This is a genomic window from Cellulomonas sp. NPDC058312 (genome assembly GCF_042880135.1).
In the GTDB taxonomy this organism is placed as follows: Bacteria; Actinomycetota; Actinomycetes; order Actinomycetales; family Cellulomonadaceae; genus Cellulomonas.
On the sequence record NZ_JBHVZE010000004.1, the window covers coordinates 21,327 to 36,250 of the forward strand.

The 14,924-nt window shown below is 73.4% G+C and carries 13 protein-coding genes; 1 reads left to right on the forward strand and 12 read right to left on the reverse strand.

The features are described 5' to 3' along the window. Positions 1 to 277: 277 nt before the first annotated feature. A complete protein-coding gene (locus ACFVXN_RS12655; protein ID WP_389232699.1) occupies positions 278 to 1,198 on the forward strand; it encodes an endonuclease domain-containing protein in 921 nt (306 codons plus the stop codon). Between the two features lie 124 nt (positions 1,199 to 1,322). On the opposite strand, the gene ACFVXN_RS12660 is transcribed toward ACFVXN_RS12655, so the two are convergent. The 12 genes from ACFVXN_RS12660 to ACFVXN_RS12715 form a co-directional block, all read right to left on the reverse strand. Further along, positions 1,323 to 2,648: a UDP-glucose dehydrogenase family protein gene (locus tag ACFVXN_RS12660; protein WP_389232702.1), complete on the reverse strand. Its 1,326-nt coding sequence runs from the start codon at positions 2,646 to 2,648 to the stop codon at positions 1,323 to 1,325. A gap of 118 nt (positions 2,649 to 2,766) precedes the next feature. Next, a complete protein-coding gene (locus tag ACFVXN_RS12665; RefSeq protein WP_389232704.1) occupies positions 2,767 to 4,251 on the reverse strand; it encodes an NCS2 family permease in 1,485 nt (494 codons plus the stop codon). A gap of 122 nt (positions 4,252 to 4,373) precedes the next feature. Then, entirely contained in the window at positions 4,374 to 4,862 is a 489-nt protein-coding gene (locus ACFVXN_RS12670) for a hypothetical protein (RefSeq protein ID WP_389232707.1), read from the reverse strand. Next, positions 4,859 to 5,221, reverse strand: a complete 363-nt coding sequence (locus tag ACFVXN_RS12675; RefSeq protein ID WP_389234029.1) for a response regulator — start codon at positions 5,219 to 5,221, stop codon at positions 4,859 to 4,861. Before ACFVXN_RS12675 ends, ACFVXN_RS12670 begins: the two co-directional genes overlap by 4 nt. A gap of 67 nt (positions 5,222 to 5,288) precedes the next feature. Beyond that, the gene (locus tag ACFVXN_RS12680; protein WP_389232710.1) at positions 5,289 to 5,741 is read right to left on the reverse strand and encodes a chemotaxis protein CheX; all 453 of its coding nucleotides are present in this window, start codon (positions 5,739 to 5,741) and stop codon (positions 5,289 to 5,291) included. Beyond that, the gene (locus tag ACFVXN_RS12685; RefSeq protein WP_389232713.1) at positions 5,738 to 6,121 is read right to left on the reverse strand and encodes a response regulator; all 384 of its coding nucleotides are present in this window, start codon (positions 6,119 to 6,121) and stop codon (positions 5,738 to 5,740) included. Before ACFVXN_RS12685 ends, ACFVXN_RS12680 begins: the two co-directional genes overlap by 4 nt. Then, entirely contained in the window at positions 6,118 to 7,143 is a 1,026-nt protein-coding gene (locus ACFVXN_RS12690; protein WP_389232716.1) for a CheR family methyltransferase, read from the reverse strand. The genes ACFVXN_RS12685 and ACFVXN_RS12690 overlap by 4 nt, the downstream gene beginning before the upstream one ends. Continuing rightward, positions 7,140 to 8,291 (reverse strand): chemotaxis response regulator protein-glutamate methylesterase, encoded by a 1,152-nt coding sequence (locus ACFVXN_RS12695; protein WP_389232719.1) that lies wholly within the window; start codon positions 8,289 to 8,291, stop codon positions 7,140 to 7,142. The genes ACFVXN_RS12690 and ACFVXN_RS12695 overlap by 4 nt, the downstream gene beginning before the upstream one ends. 104 nt (positions 8,292 to 8,395) lie before the next feature. Further along, on the reverse strand, positions 8,396 to 10,021 hold the full coding sequence (locus ACFVXN_RS12700; protein WP_389232722.1) for a methyl-accepting chemotaxis protein: 1,626 nt from the start codon (positions 10,019 to 10,021) through the stop codon (positions 8,396 to 8,398). After that, the gene (gene chvE / locus ACFVXN_RS12705) at positions 10,021 to 11,154 is read right to left on the reverse strand and encodes a multiple monosaccharide ABC transporter substrate-binding protein (RefSeq protein WP_389232725.1); all 1,134 of its coding nucleotides are present in this window, start codon (positions 11,152 to 11,154) and stop codon (positions 10,021 to 10,023) included. Before chvE ends, ACFVXN_RS12700 begins: the two co-directional genes overlap by 1 nt. Before the next feature lie 187 nt (positions 11,155 to 11,341). Continuing rightward, positions 11,342 to 12,946, reverse strand: coding sequence for a methyl-accepting chemotaxis protein (locus tag ACFVXN_RS12710; protein ID WP_389232728.1), 1,605 nt, complete (start codon positions 12,944 to 12,946; stop codon positions 11,342 to 11,344). Between the two features lie 145 nt (positions 12,947 to 13,091). Then, the gene (locus ACFVXN_RS12715; protein ID WP_389232731.1) at positions 13,092 to 14,813 is read right to left on the reverse strand and encodes a methyl-accepting chemotaxis protein; all 1,722 of its coding nucleotides are present in this window, start codon (positions 14,811 to 14,813) and stop codon (positions 13,092 to 13,094) included. Between the last annotated feature and the right edge of the window lie 111 nt (positions 14,814 to 14,924).

Sequence of the window (14,924 nt, forward strand, 5' to 3'; positions counted from 1 at the left end):
CCACCCCGCGCGCCAGCGCCCTCGCCCCGCGCGCCCGCGCGCCCGCGCACCCGCGCACCCGCGCTGCCGAGATGACACTGCTCGCCTTGCGCGAGCGACGCCGGCCCAGGCGAGCACTGCCATCTCGGCGCAGAGGGGACGCGGTGCGGGCGGCGGCGGGCGGGGGGCGGGGCGGTGAGGGGGGCGCGAGCCCTGCACAGGGTGACGGGGCGCGCGTCGTCCACAGGTGCGCGGCACCGTGCCGGCGGGGGCACGACGTGCTCGGCACGCTGGGTCGATGCCACGAACCGACCGTCCCCTGCCCCCCGCCCTGCGACGTGGACCGTTCTCCGTCGCGACCGCGCTCGCCCTCGGCGTCGACGACCACTGGCTGCGGCGCAGTCGGCTGCGGATCCCCACGCCCGGGGTGCGGAGCCCGAGCCCTCACCCAGCCCCGTCGGACCTGCGCGCGCGGTGCGCAGAGCTCGTTCCGGCCCTGCCGGCCGACGCGATCTTCTGCCACGTCACTGCCCTGGCCCTGCTCGGCTCGGACCTTCCGTTCGGCGCGGACGCGGCTGGAGGGCTGCACGTCCAGGTGGGCCCGGGCACGTCGTGGCCACGCCGTGCCGGGCTGATCGGCCACCGCCGACCCGTGCGGGAGACGGCCTCGTTCACGCTGCCCCACGACATCCGGGTGCTGACCCCCGAGCTCGCGTGGCTCCAGCTCGCGACATCGCTCACCCCGCACGAGCTCGTCGTCGCCGCCGATGCGCTGATGCGGCGCCGGACGGGGCTGTGCACCCTGGACCAGCTCGCGGGGGCGGTCGCCGGGTTGCCGCGCGGCGCGCGAGGGGTCCGAGTGCTGCGGTCGGCGCTCGAGCTGGCACGCGCGGACACGGACTCCTGCATGGAGACGCGGCTGCGGCTGGTCCTCGTGGACGCCGGTCTGCCCTGCCCGGTGGTCAACCAGCTCGTCCGCGGGCCCGACGGCCTGGTCGTCGCCATGCCCGACCTGTCGTACCCCCGTGAACGGGTCGCGATCGAGTACGACGGCGACGTGCACCGGACCGACCGGTCGGTGTGGCGCCGCGACATCGCGCGACGCCAGCACCTGGAGTCGCTCGGGTGGCGCGTCGTCACCTGCACGGCCGACGACGTGCTGCGCGACCCCGACCGCCCGGTCACCTGGGTCCGCCGCGCACTCGCCCGGCGGACCTGAGCCCCGCCGAGATGGCAGACCTCGCGTGTCGACGAGACCCCTCGCAGAGGCGCGGACTGCGATCTCGGCGAAGCACCGGCGCGTGGAGGCGGCGCGGGGCGGGGGGCGCGGGCGCGCGCGGGGGTCAGGGGCGGCCCAGGGCGCGGTACGTCCAGCCGGCCGCGCGCCAGGCGCGGGGGTCGAGGACGTTGCGGCCGTCGAGGACGCGGCGGTGGGCGACCACCGTGCCGAGGGCCGCCGGGTCGAGGCGGCGGTACTCGGGCCACTCGGTGGCGAGCAGCACCACGTCGGCGTCGGCGGCGGCCTCCTCGGCGGTGTCGGCGTAGGCGAGGCCGGGCCACGCGGCGCGCGCGTTCGGCAGGGCCTGCGGGTCGGTGACGGTGACGTGCGCGCCCTGGAGCTGCATCTGCGCGGCGACGGACAGCGCCGGGGAGTCGCGGATGTCGTCGGAGTCGGGCTTGAACGCCGCACCGAGGACCGCGATCCGCAGACCCACGATGGACCCGCCGCAGACCTCGCGGGCGAGGTCGACCATCCGGACGCGGCGGCGCATGTTGATCGCGTCGACCTCGCGCAGGAACGACAGTGCCTGGTCGACGCCGAGCTCGCCGGCGCGGGCCATGAACGCGCGGATGTCCTTGGGCAGGCAGCCGCCGCCGAACCCGAGGCCGGCGTTGAGGAACCGGCGGCCGATCCGGTCGTCGTAGCCGATGGCGTCGGCGAGGCGGGTGACGTCGGCGCCGGTGGACTCGCAGAGCTCGGCCATCGCGTTGATGAACGAGATCTTGGTGGCGAGGAAGGAGTTGGCCGCGACCTTGACGAGCTGTGCCGTGGCGTAGTCGCAGACCACCAGCGGGGTGCCGTCCGCGAGCGGCTGGGCGTAGACCTCGTCGAGGACCGCCGCCGCCCGGGCGCCGTCCGCGGTGGGCTCGCCCTCGGCGTCGGTCGGCAGTCCGTAGACGAGGCGGTCGGGGTGCAGCGTGTCCTGGACGGCGAACCCCTCGCGCAGGAACTCGGGGTTCCACACGAGCGTCGCGCCGGTCGTCGTGAGCCGCTGGGCGAGGGCCTCGGCGGTGCCGACGGGGACCGTGGACTTGCCGACGACGAGGTCCCCGGGGGCGAGGTGCGGGAGCAGCGCGGCGAACGCGTCCTCGACGTAGGTGAGGTCGGCCCGGAACTCGCCGTGCTGCTGCGGGGTGCCGACGCACAGGAAGTGGACGCGCGACCCGGCGGCGGCCGCCGGGTCGGTGGTGAACGCGAGCCGGCCCGTGGCGCGGGCGGCGGCCAGCGCCTCCGGCAGCCCGGGCTCGTAGAACGGGGCGGTGCCGGACGCGAGCAGGTCGGTCTTCGCGGCGTCGACGTCGATCCCGACGACCTCGTGCCCGAGCTGGGCCATGCTGGCCGCGTGCACGGCCCCGAGGTAGCCGCACCCGATGACCGAGACCCGCATGGCGCTCCTCCGACCGAGCGCGCTGGCCGCGCCGACCGCGCCACCGTACCCGGACGCACCGGCGCCCACCCGCCCGCGCCGCAGCGGCGAGGGCGGGTGGGCGCAGGGGCCGGGCGGGTCAGACGCCCAGCAGGTCCTTCAGGGGCTCGAGCAGGAAGTACAGGGCGAACAGCACGCCGGCGACCCACATGAGCGGGTGCACGCCGCGGACCTTGCCGAGGGCGAGCTTGATGACGATGAACGCGATGACGCCCGCGCCGATGCCGACGGTGATCGAGTAGGCGAACGGCATGAGGATGATCGTGAGGAACGCGGGGACCGCGACCTCGAGGTTCTTCCAGTCGATGCCGGACACCTGCATCACCATGAGGAACCCGACGACGACGAGCGCGGGGGTGGCCGCCTCGGAGGGCACCATCTCCACGATCGGCGCCAGGAACGTGGCGAGCAGGAACGCGATGCCGGTGACCACGGAGGCCAGGCCGGTGCGCGCGCCGTCGCCGACGCCCGCGGCGGACTCGACGTAGGAGGTGTTCGACGACACCGAGCCGGCGCCGCCGGCCGCGGCGGCGAGGGAGTCGACGATGAGGATCTGCTTGGTGCGCGGCGGGTTGCCGTCCTCGTCGAGCAGGCCGGCCTCGCCGCCGACGGCGACCATCGTGCCCATCGTGTCGAAGAAGTCGGCGATGAGGATGGAGAACACGAGCAGCACGACCGCGACGACGCCGATCTTGTCGATCGACCCGAACAGCGAGAACTGGCCGAGCAGCGAGAAGTCGGGCGTCGCGACGACGGCGTCCGGCAGGGCCGGGATGTTCAGCTGCCAGCCGCCGGCGTTCTCCGCGGTGGCGCCGCCGATCTTGCCGACGGCCTCCACGACGACGGCGAGCACGGTCGACGTGACGATCGCGATGAGGATGGCGCCCTTGACCTTGCGGGCCATGAGGATGATCGCGAGGAACAGGCCGACGACGAACACGAGCAGCGGCCACGAGCCGAGCGACCCGCCGATGCCGAGCTCGACCGGGGTGGCCTGGCTGAACGGGATGCGCACGAACCCGGAGTCGACGAGGCCGATGAACGCGATGAACAGGCCGATGCCGACGCTGATCGCGGTCTTCAGCTCCATCGGGACGGCCTTGAACACGGCCTCCCGGAACCCGGTGAGCACGAGGACCAGGATGATGAGGCCCTCGAGCACGACGAGGCCCATCGCGTCGGCCCAGGTCATGTCGGGCAGGCTGGCGATGGAGTAGGTGACGACGGCGTTCAGCCCGAGGCCCGCGGCGAGCGCGAGCGGGAAGTTCGCGACGACGCCCATGAGGATGGACATGACGCCCGCCACCAGCGCGGTGGTGGCCGCGATCATCGGGATGTTCGGCTCGCTGCCGCCCCCGAGGAAGCTGCCGGTGCCGTCCTGGACGGTGCCGATGATCAGCGGGTTCAGCACGATGATGTAGCTCATCGTGAAGAAGGTGACGAGGCCGCCCCGGATCTCGGTGCCGACGGTCGACCCGCGCTCGGAGATCTTGAAGAAGCGGTCGAGCGCGTTCTTCGGTGCGGCGGGCGCCTGCGTGGACGCCCCCGTGGAGGTGGTGGACATGGGGGGAAGTATGGCGGACCCGTGTGCCCGCGGTCGCCGGTGTCCACCGAGCTTTTACCGCCCGGAAACGCGACGACCCGGCACCGCGGGGGCGGGACCGGGTCGTCGCGGGGGGCGTCGGGTCAGATGACCAGCACCGACGCGGTGCCCTTGCCGTAGCCGGACACCTCGACCTCGAGGTCGAGCCGCCGGACGTACGCCATGACCCACTGCGCGACGTCCGCCGGCAGCGGCTCGCGCGGGGCGTACCACTTGTCGAGCTTGAGGTGCGGGGCGTCGCCGACGTTGAACAGCGCGGCGGTGACGTTGAGGATCTCCGCCGCGTTCTCCGCGAGCGCGGACGGCAGCTGCTCCTCCTCGGCGGCGGTCTGCGCGGTGCGGGCCGGGACCAGCGCGATGGCGGCACCCAGGTGGGCGGCCAGCGGCAGGTCGAACGACACGATGGCCGACAGCTTGAGCAGCCGGTCGACGTAGACGCCCACGAGCGCGCCGCCGTTCAGCACCGGGTCGACCATCGGGCCGCCGGTGGCGACCTGCAGGTCGCGCCCGATCAGCCCCTCCCAGAGCTCGCGGGCCTCCAGCGCGGAGGGCAGCGGGGTCTGGTCGCTCATGCGAGCACCGGCTCGATGGCCTCGCGGAACGTGTCCGCGGTGAACGGCTTCGCGATGAGGAACAGCGCCCCGGCCTCGTCGGCCGTCGTGCGCATCTCCTCGGAGCCCTCCGACGTCACGAAGCCGAACGGCGTCGAGAAGCCCTCGGCCCGCAGCGCGCGGAGCAGGTCGATACCGGTCATGTTCGGCATGTTCCAGTCGGACAGGACCACGTCGGGCTCGTCGGCGCGGACGGCGTCCAGCGCCTCCGCCCCGTCGGCGGCCTCGGTGATCTCCCAGTCGTAGCCGGCCTGGCGCAGCGTGCGGATCACGATCTGCCGCATCACCCGGCTGTCGTCGGCGATGAGCACGCGGATCATGCTCGTCACTTCCCTTCGGTGGCAAGGACCGCGGCGGTGGCCGCGGCGTACTCGGTCACGTCGTGGCTCACTGGAACAGCCAGACCACGACGACGATGGATCGGCCGCGCCAGTCGAGGCGCAGCTCGTGCGTGAGCGAGGTGCCGGGGACGACCGGCAGCTCGGTGGCGACGACCGGGAGGCTGAGGGTGCCCTGGGTCGGGAGCAACGCCTTGACATTACCGCCGACGACGTTCGCGACCTCGCCGAACGCGTCGGTCAGGTCCTCGGGGCCCACCGGCTCGTCGGGGGTCATGCCGAGCAGCGCGCGGGTCAGCTCGTGCGCGGTCTCGAGGTCGGTGGTCACGGCGGCGCGGCCGGCGAGCTCGCCGTGCACGTCCACCCAGGCGACCAGGGGCTCGAGCGTGACGGGCAGGTCGCCCTCCCAGGGACGCAGGTAGCCGGGCTCGCCGTCGATCATCGCGGCGAAGACCTCCTCGGCGATCGCGTACACCTGGTCGTGCTCCACGGCGGCGGTCATACGGTCTCCTCGGCAGGGACGAGCCCGAGCAGGTCGAGCTTGTCGCGGATGGCATCGGGGGTGAAGGGCTTGATCAGGTACTCGTGGGCGCCGGCAGCCAGAGCGCGCACGATCTGACCGTGCTCGCTCTCCGTGGTGACCATCATCAGCGTGATGCCCCGCCACGCGGTGTTCGCCCGGACCTTCGTGACGAAGGTCAGGCCGTCCATCACGGGCATGTTCCAGTCGATGCAGGCGAGGTCGACCTCCTCCCCCGCCTCGAGCAGGTCGAGCGCCTGCTGTCCGTCGCCGGCCTGGAGCGTGGTGAACCCCAGCTCCTCCAGCGCGCCCGCCACGATGCGTCGCATCGTCCGCGAGTCGTCGATGACCAGGGCTCTCATCGCGTCACTCCTTGTTCGAACGCCGAGCCGGTCGGGCGCGTGCGCGTCGGGGGGAAGGTGGTCGTCGGCCGGGCGGTCGCCGGCCGGGTGGTCGTGGTCGGGGTGGCGCCGGCGGCGGTGAACGCGCCGGTGCCGAACGGCGAGGTGGTGGCGGGCGCCGGTGTGCCGGCGAGCGAGCCGGGCGCCGCCCGGGGGGTGGGCACCGCACCGGCCTTGATCGGCCGGTAGACGGACCCGCGCTCGACGGGCACCCGCTCCCAGTCGCCGTCGACGCCGATGGTGGTCTCGGCCGCGCCGAGCACCAGGAACCCGCCGGGTCGCAGCACGCGGTGCACCCGCGACAGGATCCCGCGCTTGGTCTCGAGGTCGAAGTAGATGAGCACGTTGCGCAGGAACACGATGTCGAACGGGCCGGCGGGCGGCATGTCCAGCAGGTTGTGCTGCTGGAACGTGATCGTGCGGCGCAGCTCGTCGGCGATCTGCCAGTCGTGGCCGTTGCGCTGGAAGAACCGCACCATCATGGGCGCGGGCAGCCCGCGGTTGACCTCGAGCTGCGAGTACCGGCCGGACCGGGCCTGCGCGAGCACCCGCTCGGACAGGTCGGTGGCGGTGATGTCGAACCGGGCACCCGGGCCGAGCGCGTCGGTGAACGTCATCGCCAGCGAGTACGGCTCCTGCCCGGTGGAGCAGGCCGCGGACCAGACCTTGAGGGTGTCGAGGACCGGTCGCTCGGCGCGCAGCGTCGGCAGGATGTGCGTCCGCACCGCGCTGAACGGGGTGTTGTCGCGGAACCACGACGTCTCGTTGGTGGTGAGCGCGTCGACGATCCGCACGAGGTCGCTGTCGCGGTGCGCGGCGCGGACCTCCCGGATGTAGGCGTCCACACCGGGGTGGCCCGAGTCCCGGGCGAGCGGCAGCAGCCGGCTCTCCACGAGGTACTCCTTGCCGGCCTCCAGCTGGATGGCGCTGCGCCGTCGCACGACGTCGGCGACGAACGCGAAGGTGTCCTGGGTCAGGCTCACGGCCGACCTCCGATCGGGGCTGCGGGACGTCCGCCGGCACGGGCCATGACGGACTCGAGGGTGGGGGCGACCTCGCCCAGGGGGAGCACGCGGTGGGCGAACCCGGCGGTGGCGACCGCCCCGGGCATGCCCCACACGACGGAGGTGGGCTCGTCCTGCACCAGCACGGTGCCGCCGGCACCGACGACGTCCTCGCACCCGGTGCGGCCGTCCGCGCCCATGCCCGTCAGCACGACGGCGAGCAGCTGCCCGCCGAGCTCGCGGACCGCGGAGCGGAACAGCACGTCCACCGCGGGGCGGCAGAAGTTCACCGGCGGCCCGTCGGTCAGCTTGACGCGGAGCATGCCCGCGGACCGGCTGAGCTCGAGGTGGTGGTCGCCGGGCGCGATGTAGACGTGCCCGGGCCGCAGCAGGTCGCCGTCGGCGGCCTCCACGACGGTGGCGGGGCCGAGCCGGTCGAGGCGCGCGGCCAGCTGCCGGGTGAACACCGGCGGCATGTGCTGCACGATCAGGACCGGCACCTGGGGCGCGGCGGACAGGCTGCCGAGCACCTTGGACAGCGCCTCGGGGCCGCCGGTCGACGACCCGATGATGATGGCGCTGACCGGGTGCGGCGCGGGCGCCTGCCGGGTGACGACAGCGCGGCGGGCCGAGGCCGGGACGCGCGCCGACGGCAGCGCGGCGGCGGGGGCGTGCCCCGCGACGGGTCCGGCCGCGGCCGGGGCGGTGGCACCGCCGCGACGCGGGACGAACGCCTTGATCTTGGGGATGAGCTCGCTCGCGACCCGGTCCAGCGACTCCTGGACGCTGCCGACGTTCGCCGGCTTCGTCACGTAGTCGGTGGCGCCCGCGACCAGCGCGTCCAGCGTGGCCGACGCCCCGCGCTCGGTGAGCGTGGAGAACATGATGATCGGCATGGTGTGCCGCGAGCGCCGCAGCGCGCGCACGGCCTCGATGCCGTTCATCTCCGGCATCTCGATGTCCATCGTCACGAGGTCCGGGGCGAGCTGCTCCACCTTGGCCTGGGCGATCCGGCCGTTCGACGCGAAGCCGACGACCTCGATCTCGGGGTCCCGCGAGAGCGAGTCCGTCACCAGCCGGCGGACGACGACCGAGTCGTCGACCACCAGCACACGGATCCTGGTCACGTCACTCCCCTGTCGATACGGACCGGCCGCACCGGCCGGGTTCGTGGTTCTGATCGGTCGGTGCGGCCGGGTTCTGAGCCGCCCGGGGGTCCGGGCGGCTCCGGTCAGTAGGTGAAACGCGCGACGCGGTCGTGCAGGTCCGCGGACAGGCTCGCGAGGTCCTTCACCTGGTGCGAGACCTCGTCCAGGACGCTCACGGAACGGGCCGCGGCACCGGCGACGCCGGTGATGTTGTTCGCGATCTCACCCGATCCCGTGGCGGCCTCGGCGACCGAGCGGGACATCTCGTTGGTCGTGGCGGTCTGCTCCTCCACGGCCGACGCGATGGTCAGCTGGTAGTCGTTGATCCGCGCGATGATGTGCGCGATCTCGCCGATCGCGACCACGGCGGCGCCCGTGTCGGTCTGGATGGCCTCGACCCGGCGGGCGATGTCCTCCGTGGCCTTGGCGGTCTCCTGGGCGAGCTCCTTGACCTCGCCCGCGACGACGGCGAAGCCCTTGCCGGCCTCCCCGGCGCGCGCGGCCTCGATGGTCGCGTTCAGCGCGAGCAGGTTGGTCTGCTCGGCGATGCTGGTGATGACCTTCACGACGTTGCCGATCTCCTGGCTGGAGACGCCCAGCCGCTCGACCTGCTCGTTGGTGCTCGCGGCGACGTCGGTGGCCTGGCCGGCGACCTTGGCCGCCTCGGAGGCGTTCTGCGCGATCTCCCGGATGCTGGCGCCCATCTGCTCGGCGCCGGCCGCGACGGCCTGCACGTTGCGGGACACCTGCTCGGCGGCCGCCGCGACGACGCCCGCCTGCGCGGAGGTCTCCTGCGAGCCGGCGACCACGTCGCCGTTGGACGCACGCAGCGAGGCGGCCGTGGTCTCCACGGAGCCGGCCGCCGAGACGACGCCCGCGAGGGTGTGCCGCAGCGACTCCTGGGCCTGGCCGAGGGCCGCGGCCATCCGGCCGGTCTCGTCCTGCCAGGACACCTCGGCGGTGACGGTGAGGTCGCCCTCGGCCATCGCCTCGAGGGAGGCCTGCACGCTGCGGACCGCCCGGGTGATCCGGCGGATCACGAGCACGGCGAGCAGCCCGGACAGGCCGGCGCCGATCACGAACGCGATCACGAGGGCGACGATGGTGCGGTCCACCTCGGCGCGGCTGTCGGCGAGGATCTGGTCCACCTGGGCGTCGACCTGGCCCTGCGCGAGCGCGAGCGCCCGGCCGGCCCAGTCGGGGTCGGCGGAGGCGTCGGCGGCGAGCGCGGTGCGCAGGCCGGCGGTGTCGCCCGCGTCGATCAGCGGCTGCAGGGTGCCGTCGCGGTAGGCGGTCCAGGCGTCCCAGCGGTCGACGAAGTCGGCCCACTGCCGGGTGTCGGACTGCGGGTACGCGGCGATGCGGTCGATCTGCGCGGCGACGTCCCGGTCGTTCCAGGCGGAGGACTCCATGAGCTGGGTCCGCACGGTGTCGTCGGACGCGCCGACGGCCCGCTGCACGAGCAGGTGGCTGCGGGTCTGCGCGGTGCGCAGCTCCGACATCGCCGACTGCAGGTCGCCGGTGAGGCCGGACATCTCCTCGAGGTTCTGGCCGGCGCGGTAGAGCGCGACGGCCCCGACGCCGCCGACGAGGGCGAACGTGCCGCCCATCACCAGCAGCGAGACGGCGATCTTCAGCGCGACGGGCCGGTCCCAGAACCAGGAGGCCCGGGTCCGGCGAGCCGGGGTGACGTGGTCGGTGGTGGTCATCAGCCCAGCTCCTCCGCGGTGTAGTAGCCGGTCCCGACGAGGGCCTGCTGGTAGTTGTCGGCGTCCACGACCATCGGGGTCAGCAGGTACGACGGGACGACCTTGACGCCGTTGTCGTACGAGGTGAGGTCGTTGGTCTCGGGCTCGGCGCCGTCGAGCAGCGCACGCACCATCGAGACGGTGACCTCGGCGAGCTGGCGGGTGTCCTTGTAGACGGTCCCGTACTGCTCGCCGGCGGCGATGGACTTGGCGGACGCGAGCTCGGCGTCCTGGCCGGTGACGACGGGCAGCGGCTGCGCGTCGGTGCCGTAGCCGATGGTCTTGACGCTGTCGATGATCGCGATCGAGATGCCGTCGTACGGGGACAGCACGCCGTCGAGGCGGCGGTCCGCGTAGCGGGGCAGCAGGGTGTCCATCCGGGCGGCGGCGTTCTTCGGGTCCCACGCGTCGGTGGAGATCGTGTCGAAGCCGGTCTCGCCGGACGGCACGACCAGCACCCCGGAGTCGAGGTACGGCTGCAGGACGGCCATCGCGCCGTCGTAGAACACGGTGGCGTTGTTGTCGTCGGACGAGCCGGCGAACAGCTCGACGTTGTACGGCCCCGTCGCCCCGGTGGGCTCGCCGGAGGCGTCCAGGACGCCGAGGCCCTGGAGCAGCTGGGTGGCCTGCTGGAGGCCGACGCGGGCGTTGTCGAACGTGGCGTAGTAGTCCACGTCCGGCGACTCGCGGATCAGGCGGTCGTAGGCGATCACCGGGATCTCCGCGGCGGCCGCCTCGGCGAGCACGCCCTTGAGGGCGACGCCGTCGATGGACCCGATCACGAGGGCGTCGGCGCCGTCGGTGATCATCTGCTCGAGCTGGGCGATCTGGGTGGGCACGTCGTTCTCGGCGTACTCCAGCGCGACGTCGTAGCCGAGCGCCTGCAGCTGGTCCTGCACGTTCTCGCCGTCGGCGATCCACCGCTCCGACGTGGTCGTCGGCATGGCGACGCCGACGAGCGGACGGTCCCCGTCCGGTGCCTCGTCGCCCGCTCCCGCCGCCGCGGTGCCGCAGCCCGCGACCGCTCCGACCGCCAGCGCGGCCAGGGACGCGGCGAGCGCATTCCCTGTGCGGTGGCGCTTCCCGTGCCTCATGTCGACTCCTTCGTCCCTGCGGCGCAGCGCTCCCTGCCGCGACCGTGCCCCCTCGATCGGTCGCCGCGGGGGTGTTGTGAGCGCATCGGTGGGCGAAACGGCCCGGGGACGCGGCGGGCCGCCCGGGTGGAGCACCCGGGCGGCCCGAACGGGTGAGGCGGCGCGACCCGGGGGCCGCGCCGGCCCGTCAGTAGCTGAAGCGCGACACCCGGCCGCGCAGCTCCTCCGACATCCGCGCGAGCTCGCCGATGGAGTCGCCCATCTGCCCGAGGGTCTGCGAGGAGGTGGCGGTGGCGGACGCGACGCCGGTGATGTTGGTGGCGATCTCGCCGGAGCCCGTGGCGGCCTCGGCCACCGAGCGGGACATCTCCGTGGTGGTCGCGGTCTGCTCCTCGACCGCCGAGGCGATGGTGAGCTGGTAGTCGTTGATCGACGCGATGATGTGGCTGATCTCGCCGATCGCCGTCACCGCCGCACCCGTGTCGGCCTGGATCGCCTCGACCCGGCGGACGATGTCCTCCGTGGCCTTCGCGGTCTCCTGCGCGAGCTCCTTGACCTCACCGGCCACGACCGCGAAGCCCTTGCCGGCCTCACCGGCACGGGCGGCCTCGATGGTCGCGTTCAGGGCCAGCAGGTTGGTCTGCTCGGCGATGCTCGTGATCGCCTTGACGACGTTGCCGATCTCCTGGCTGGACTCGCCCAGGCGGGTGACCTGCTCGTTCGTCGCCGCCGCCACGTCCGTGGCCTGACCCGCGACCTTCGCCGCCTGGGAGGCGTTCTGCGCGATCTCGCGGATGCTGGCGCCCATCTCCTCCGCGCCGGCCGCGACGGTCTGCACGTTGCGCGACACCTGCTCGGCGGCCGCCGCGACCACGCCGGCCTGGGCGGACGTCTCGTCCGAGCCCGCGACGACCTGGTGCGACGCGACCGACAGCTCCTCCGCCGCCGCCGCCACGGTCTGGGCGGTCTCGACGACACCGGAGATCAGCCCGCGCAGGCTGTCCTGCGTGCGCTCGAGGTCCACGGCCAGCGTGCCGATCTCGTCCCGGCCGGTGACCCCGGACGGCACGGTCAGGTCGCCGTCGCCCGCCGCCGCGAGGCTGCGGGACACCGCGCCGATCCGGCGGACGATGCCGCGCGCCACGACGTAGGACAGCGCCGTCGCGGCGACGGCGCCGATGACCGCGACCAGGACGGTGATGAGCAGCGACCGGGCGGCGAGCGCATCGGTCTCCGCGGCCAGCGCCGCGGCCTGCTCGCCCTGCGACACGGTCTCGACCTGCATCGCGTCCATCACGCCGGTGGTCAGCGGACGGATCGTCTCGTTGAAGTAGGTGCCGAAGCCCTCGGTGTCGCCCGCGTCGGCCATCGGGAACAGCTCGTCCTCGGCGGCGGCGTAGTACGCGTCCAGGGCGGTGTTCAGCGCGTCGACCGCGGCCGGGTCGACGGCGTTCGCGCGGTACTCCTCGATCAGCGCGGTCAGGTCGACCTGGCGCTCGGCGAGCTCCTGGACCAGGGTCGCGCGGGTCTCCGTGTCGGCGATGCCGTACTGGATGACCCGGGCGCGGTCGCCCTGGTACGAGCGCTGGATCTCGGTGAGCTGCTGCAGCGGTGTCACGTTGCCGCTGTACATCTCGGCCGCGTCCGCGCGCAGCGTGCGCATCGAGCTGAGGGCCACCGCCGTGACGACGGCGGTCATCGCCACCATCACCAGGACGGCGGCGAGGATCTTCACCAGCACCGGCCGGTCGGCCCAGAGCCGTCGCGGGGTGCCGTCGTGCTGCGCGCTCATGGGCTCGCCTCTCGTGTCTGTACCTGCGGGACCTTCGTCCCCTCTATCGACCAGCCGGGTCCGCGTCGGAGCGGTTCGGGCGGGTGGTGCTGCGACGGCCCCGGGCCCGTGCGCGGTGCGCGGGTCCGGGGCCGTCGTCGGGCGCTCAGTAGCGGAAGTTCGCCACGCGGGTGCGCAGGTCCTCGGACATGCGGGCCATCTCGGCGATGGCGCCACCCATCTGGTTGAGGGTCTGCGAGGACTCCGCCGCGGCCGAGGCCACGCCGGTGATGTTGGTGGCGATCTCGCCCGACCCGGTCGCGGCCTCCGCGACGGAGCGGGACATCTCGTTGGTCGTGGCGGTCTGCTCCTCCACGGCCGAGGCGATGGTGAGCTGGTAGTCGTTGATGCTCGCGATGATGTGGCTGATCTCGCCGATCGCCGTCACCGCCGCACCCGTGTCGGCCTGGATGGCCTCGACCCGGCGCACGATGTCCTCCGTCGCCTTGGCGGTCTCCTGCGCGAGCTCCTTGACCTCACCGGCCACGACCGCGAAGCCCTTGCCGGCCTCCCCGGCGCGCGCGGCCTCGATCGTCGCGTTCAGGGCCAGCAGGTTCGTCTGCTCCGCGATCGACGTGATCGCCTTCACGACGTTGCCGATCTCCTGGCTCGAGACGCCGAGCCGGGTGACCTGGTCGTTGGTCGCCGCGGCGACGTCGGTGGCCTGACCGGCGACCTTCGCGGCCTGCGACGAGTTCTGCGCGATCTCCCGGATGCTGGCGCCCATCTGCTCGGCGCCCGCCGCGACGGTCTGCACGTTGCGGGACACCTGCTCGGCGGCCGCGGCCACGACCCCGGCCTGCGCCGACGTCTCGTCCGAGCCCGCGACCACCTGGTGCGACGCCGCCGACAGCTCCTCGGCCGCCGCCGCCACCGTCTGCGCGGTCTCGACCACGCCGGCGATCGTCGCGCGGAGGTTCTCCTGCGCGCGGGTCAGCGACCGGGACATCTGGCCGAGCTCGTCGGTCGAGTCCACCTGCGGGGTGACCGTCAGGTCGCCCTCGGCCATCGCCTCGACCGCGCGCTGCACCTCGGTGACCTGACGGCGGATCATGCCCGCGATCACCATGCCGACGGCTGTCACGAGCAGCACGCCCGCGACCAGCACCACGACCAGGATCGTCGAGCCCGAGCGGGCCTCGGCCGCGGCGGAGTCCGCCACGGTCTCGAGGTAGTCCGCGGCCGAGACCTCGGCGGTCTCCAGGCCGGTGATCATCGCGTCGATCGCGACCTGCGCGTCGCCGTTCGTGATGCGGTCGAACTCGACGTCGTCGCCGGAGAACGCAGCCGGGACCAGCTGCTCGTCCCGGATCTGCTGCCACTGGGCCCAGGCCGCCTTGAAGTCCTCCCAGCCGGGCACGACGACCTCGCCGATGCCGACCTCGAACGCGTCCGCCGCGGCCTGCAGGTCGGCGTCGGTCCCGGCGATCTTGTCCAGCTGCTCCTGCTGCTGCGCGTCGGTCTCGGTCACCCCCGCCGCGGCCTGGGCGATGAGCATCCGCGCCTTGATCTCCTCCTGGTGCACCACGGAGATCGGGCCGATCACGTTCTTGCTCACCGACTGCACGGACGCGGTGCTCGCGGCCAGGTCGTTCATCCGCAGCGCGGCGAACGTCCCGGTCGCGGCGACGACCACGACGACCAGCGCGATCAGCTGGAGGATCTTGGTGCGGACGCCGCGGTTGGCGAACCAGGCGGTGCCGCGGCGGGTGGTGCGGGGCGCGGGCGCCGCGGGTCGTGCGGGACCGCCCGCGCCGCGGGGGGTCGGGACGTGGCCGAGCGCCGTCGCACGGATCGGCGCCGTCCTCGTCGTCGTGGAGACGCTCATGGTCGGGTCCTTCTGGTCGGTGGGTGTGGTCCCCTGCTGCGCGTCTGATCGGCCGCTGCGCACCCGCTGTGAGCGGCGGCCGGGGTGAAGACCCGGGTGACGACGCAGGTG

What these genes read in the sequence shown, in the direction of transcription:
- ACFVXN_RS12655 (WP_389232699.1), top strand. Translation starts at nt 278, where the DNA reads ATGCCACGAACCGACCGTCCCCTGCCCCCCGCCCTGCGACGTGGACCG.
- ACFVXN_RS12660 (WP_389232702.1), bottom strand. Translation starts at nt 2,648, where the DNA reads ATGCGGGTCTCGGTCATCGGGTGCGGCTACCTCGGGGCCGTGCACGCG.
- ACFVXN_RS12665 (WP_389232704.1), bottom strand. Translation starts at nt 4,251, where the DNA reads ATGTCCACCACCTCCACGGGGGCGTCCACGCAGGCGCCCGCCGCACCG.
- ACFVXN_RS12670 (WP_389232707.1), bottom strand. Translation starts at nt 4,862, where the DNA reads ATGAGCGACCAGACCCCGCTGCCCTCCGCGCTGGAGGCCCGCGAGCTC.
- ACFVXN_RS12675 (WP_389234029.1), bottom strand. Translation starts at nt 5,221, where the DNA reads ATGATCCGCGTGCTCATCGCCGACGACAGCCGGGTGATGCGGCAGATC.
- ACFVXN_RS12680 (WP_389232710.1), bottom strand. Translation starts at nt 5,741, where the DNA reads ATGACCGCCGCCGTGGAGCACGACCAGGTGTACGCGATCGCCGAGGAG.
- ACFVXN_RS12685 (WP_389232713.1), bottom strand. Translation starts at nt 6,121, where the DNA reads ATGAGAGCCCTGGTCATCGACGACTCGCGGACGATGCGACGCATCGTG.
- ACFVXN_RS12700 (WP_389232722.1), bottom strand. Translation starts at nt 10,021, where the DNA reads ATGACCACCACCGACCACGTCACCCCGGCTCGCCGGACCCGGGCCTCC.
- chvE (WP_389232725.1), bottom strand. Translation starts at nt 11,154, where the DNA reads ATGAGGCACGGGAAGCGCCACCGCACAGGGAATGCGCTCGCCGCGTCC.
- ACFVXN_RS12710 (WP_389232728.1), bottom strand. Translation starts at nt 12,946, where the DNA reads ATGAGCGCGCAGCACGACGGCACCCCGCGACGGCTCTGGGCCGACCGG.
- ACFVXN_RS12715 (WP_389232731.1), bottom strand. Translation starts at nt 14,813, where the DNA reads ATGAGCGTCTCCACGACGACGAGGACGGCGCCGATCCGTGCGACGGCG.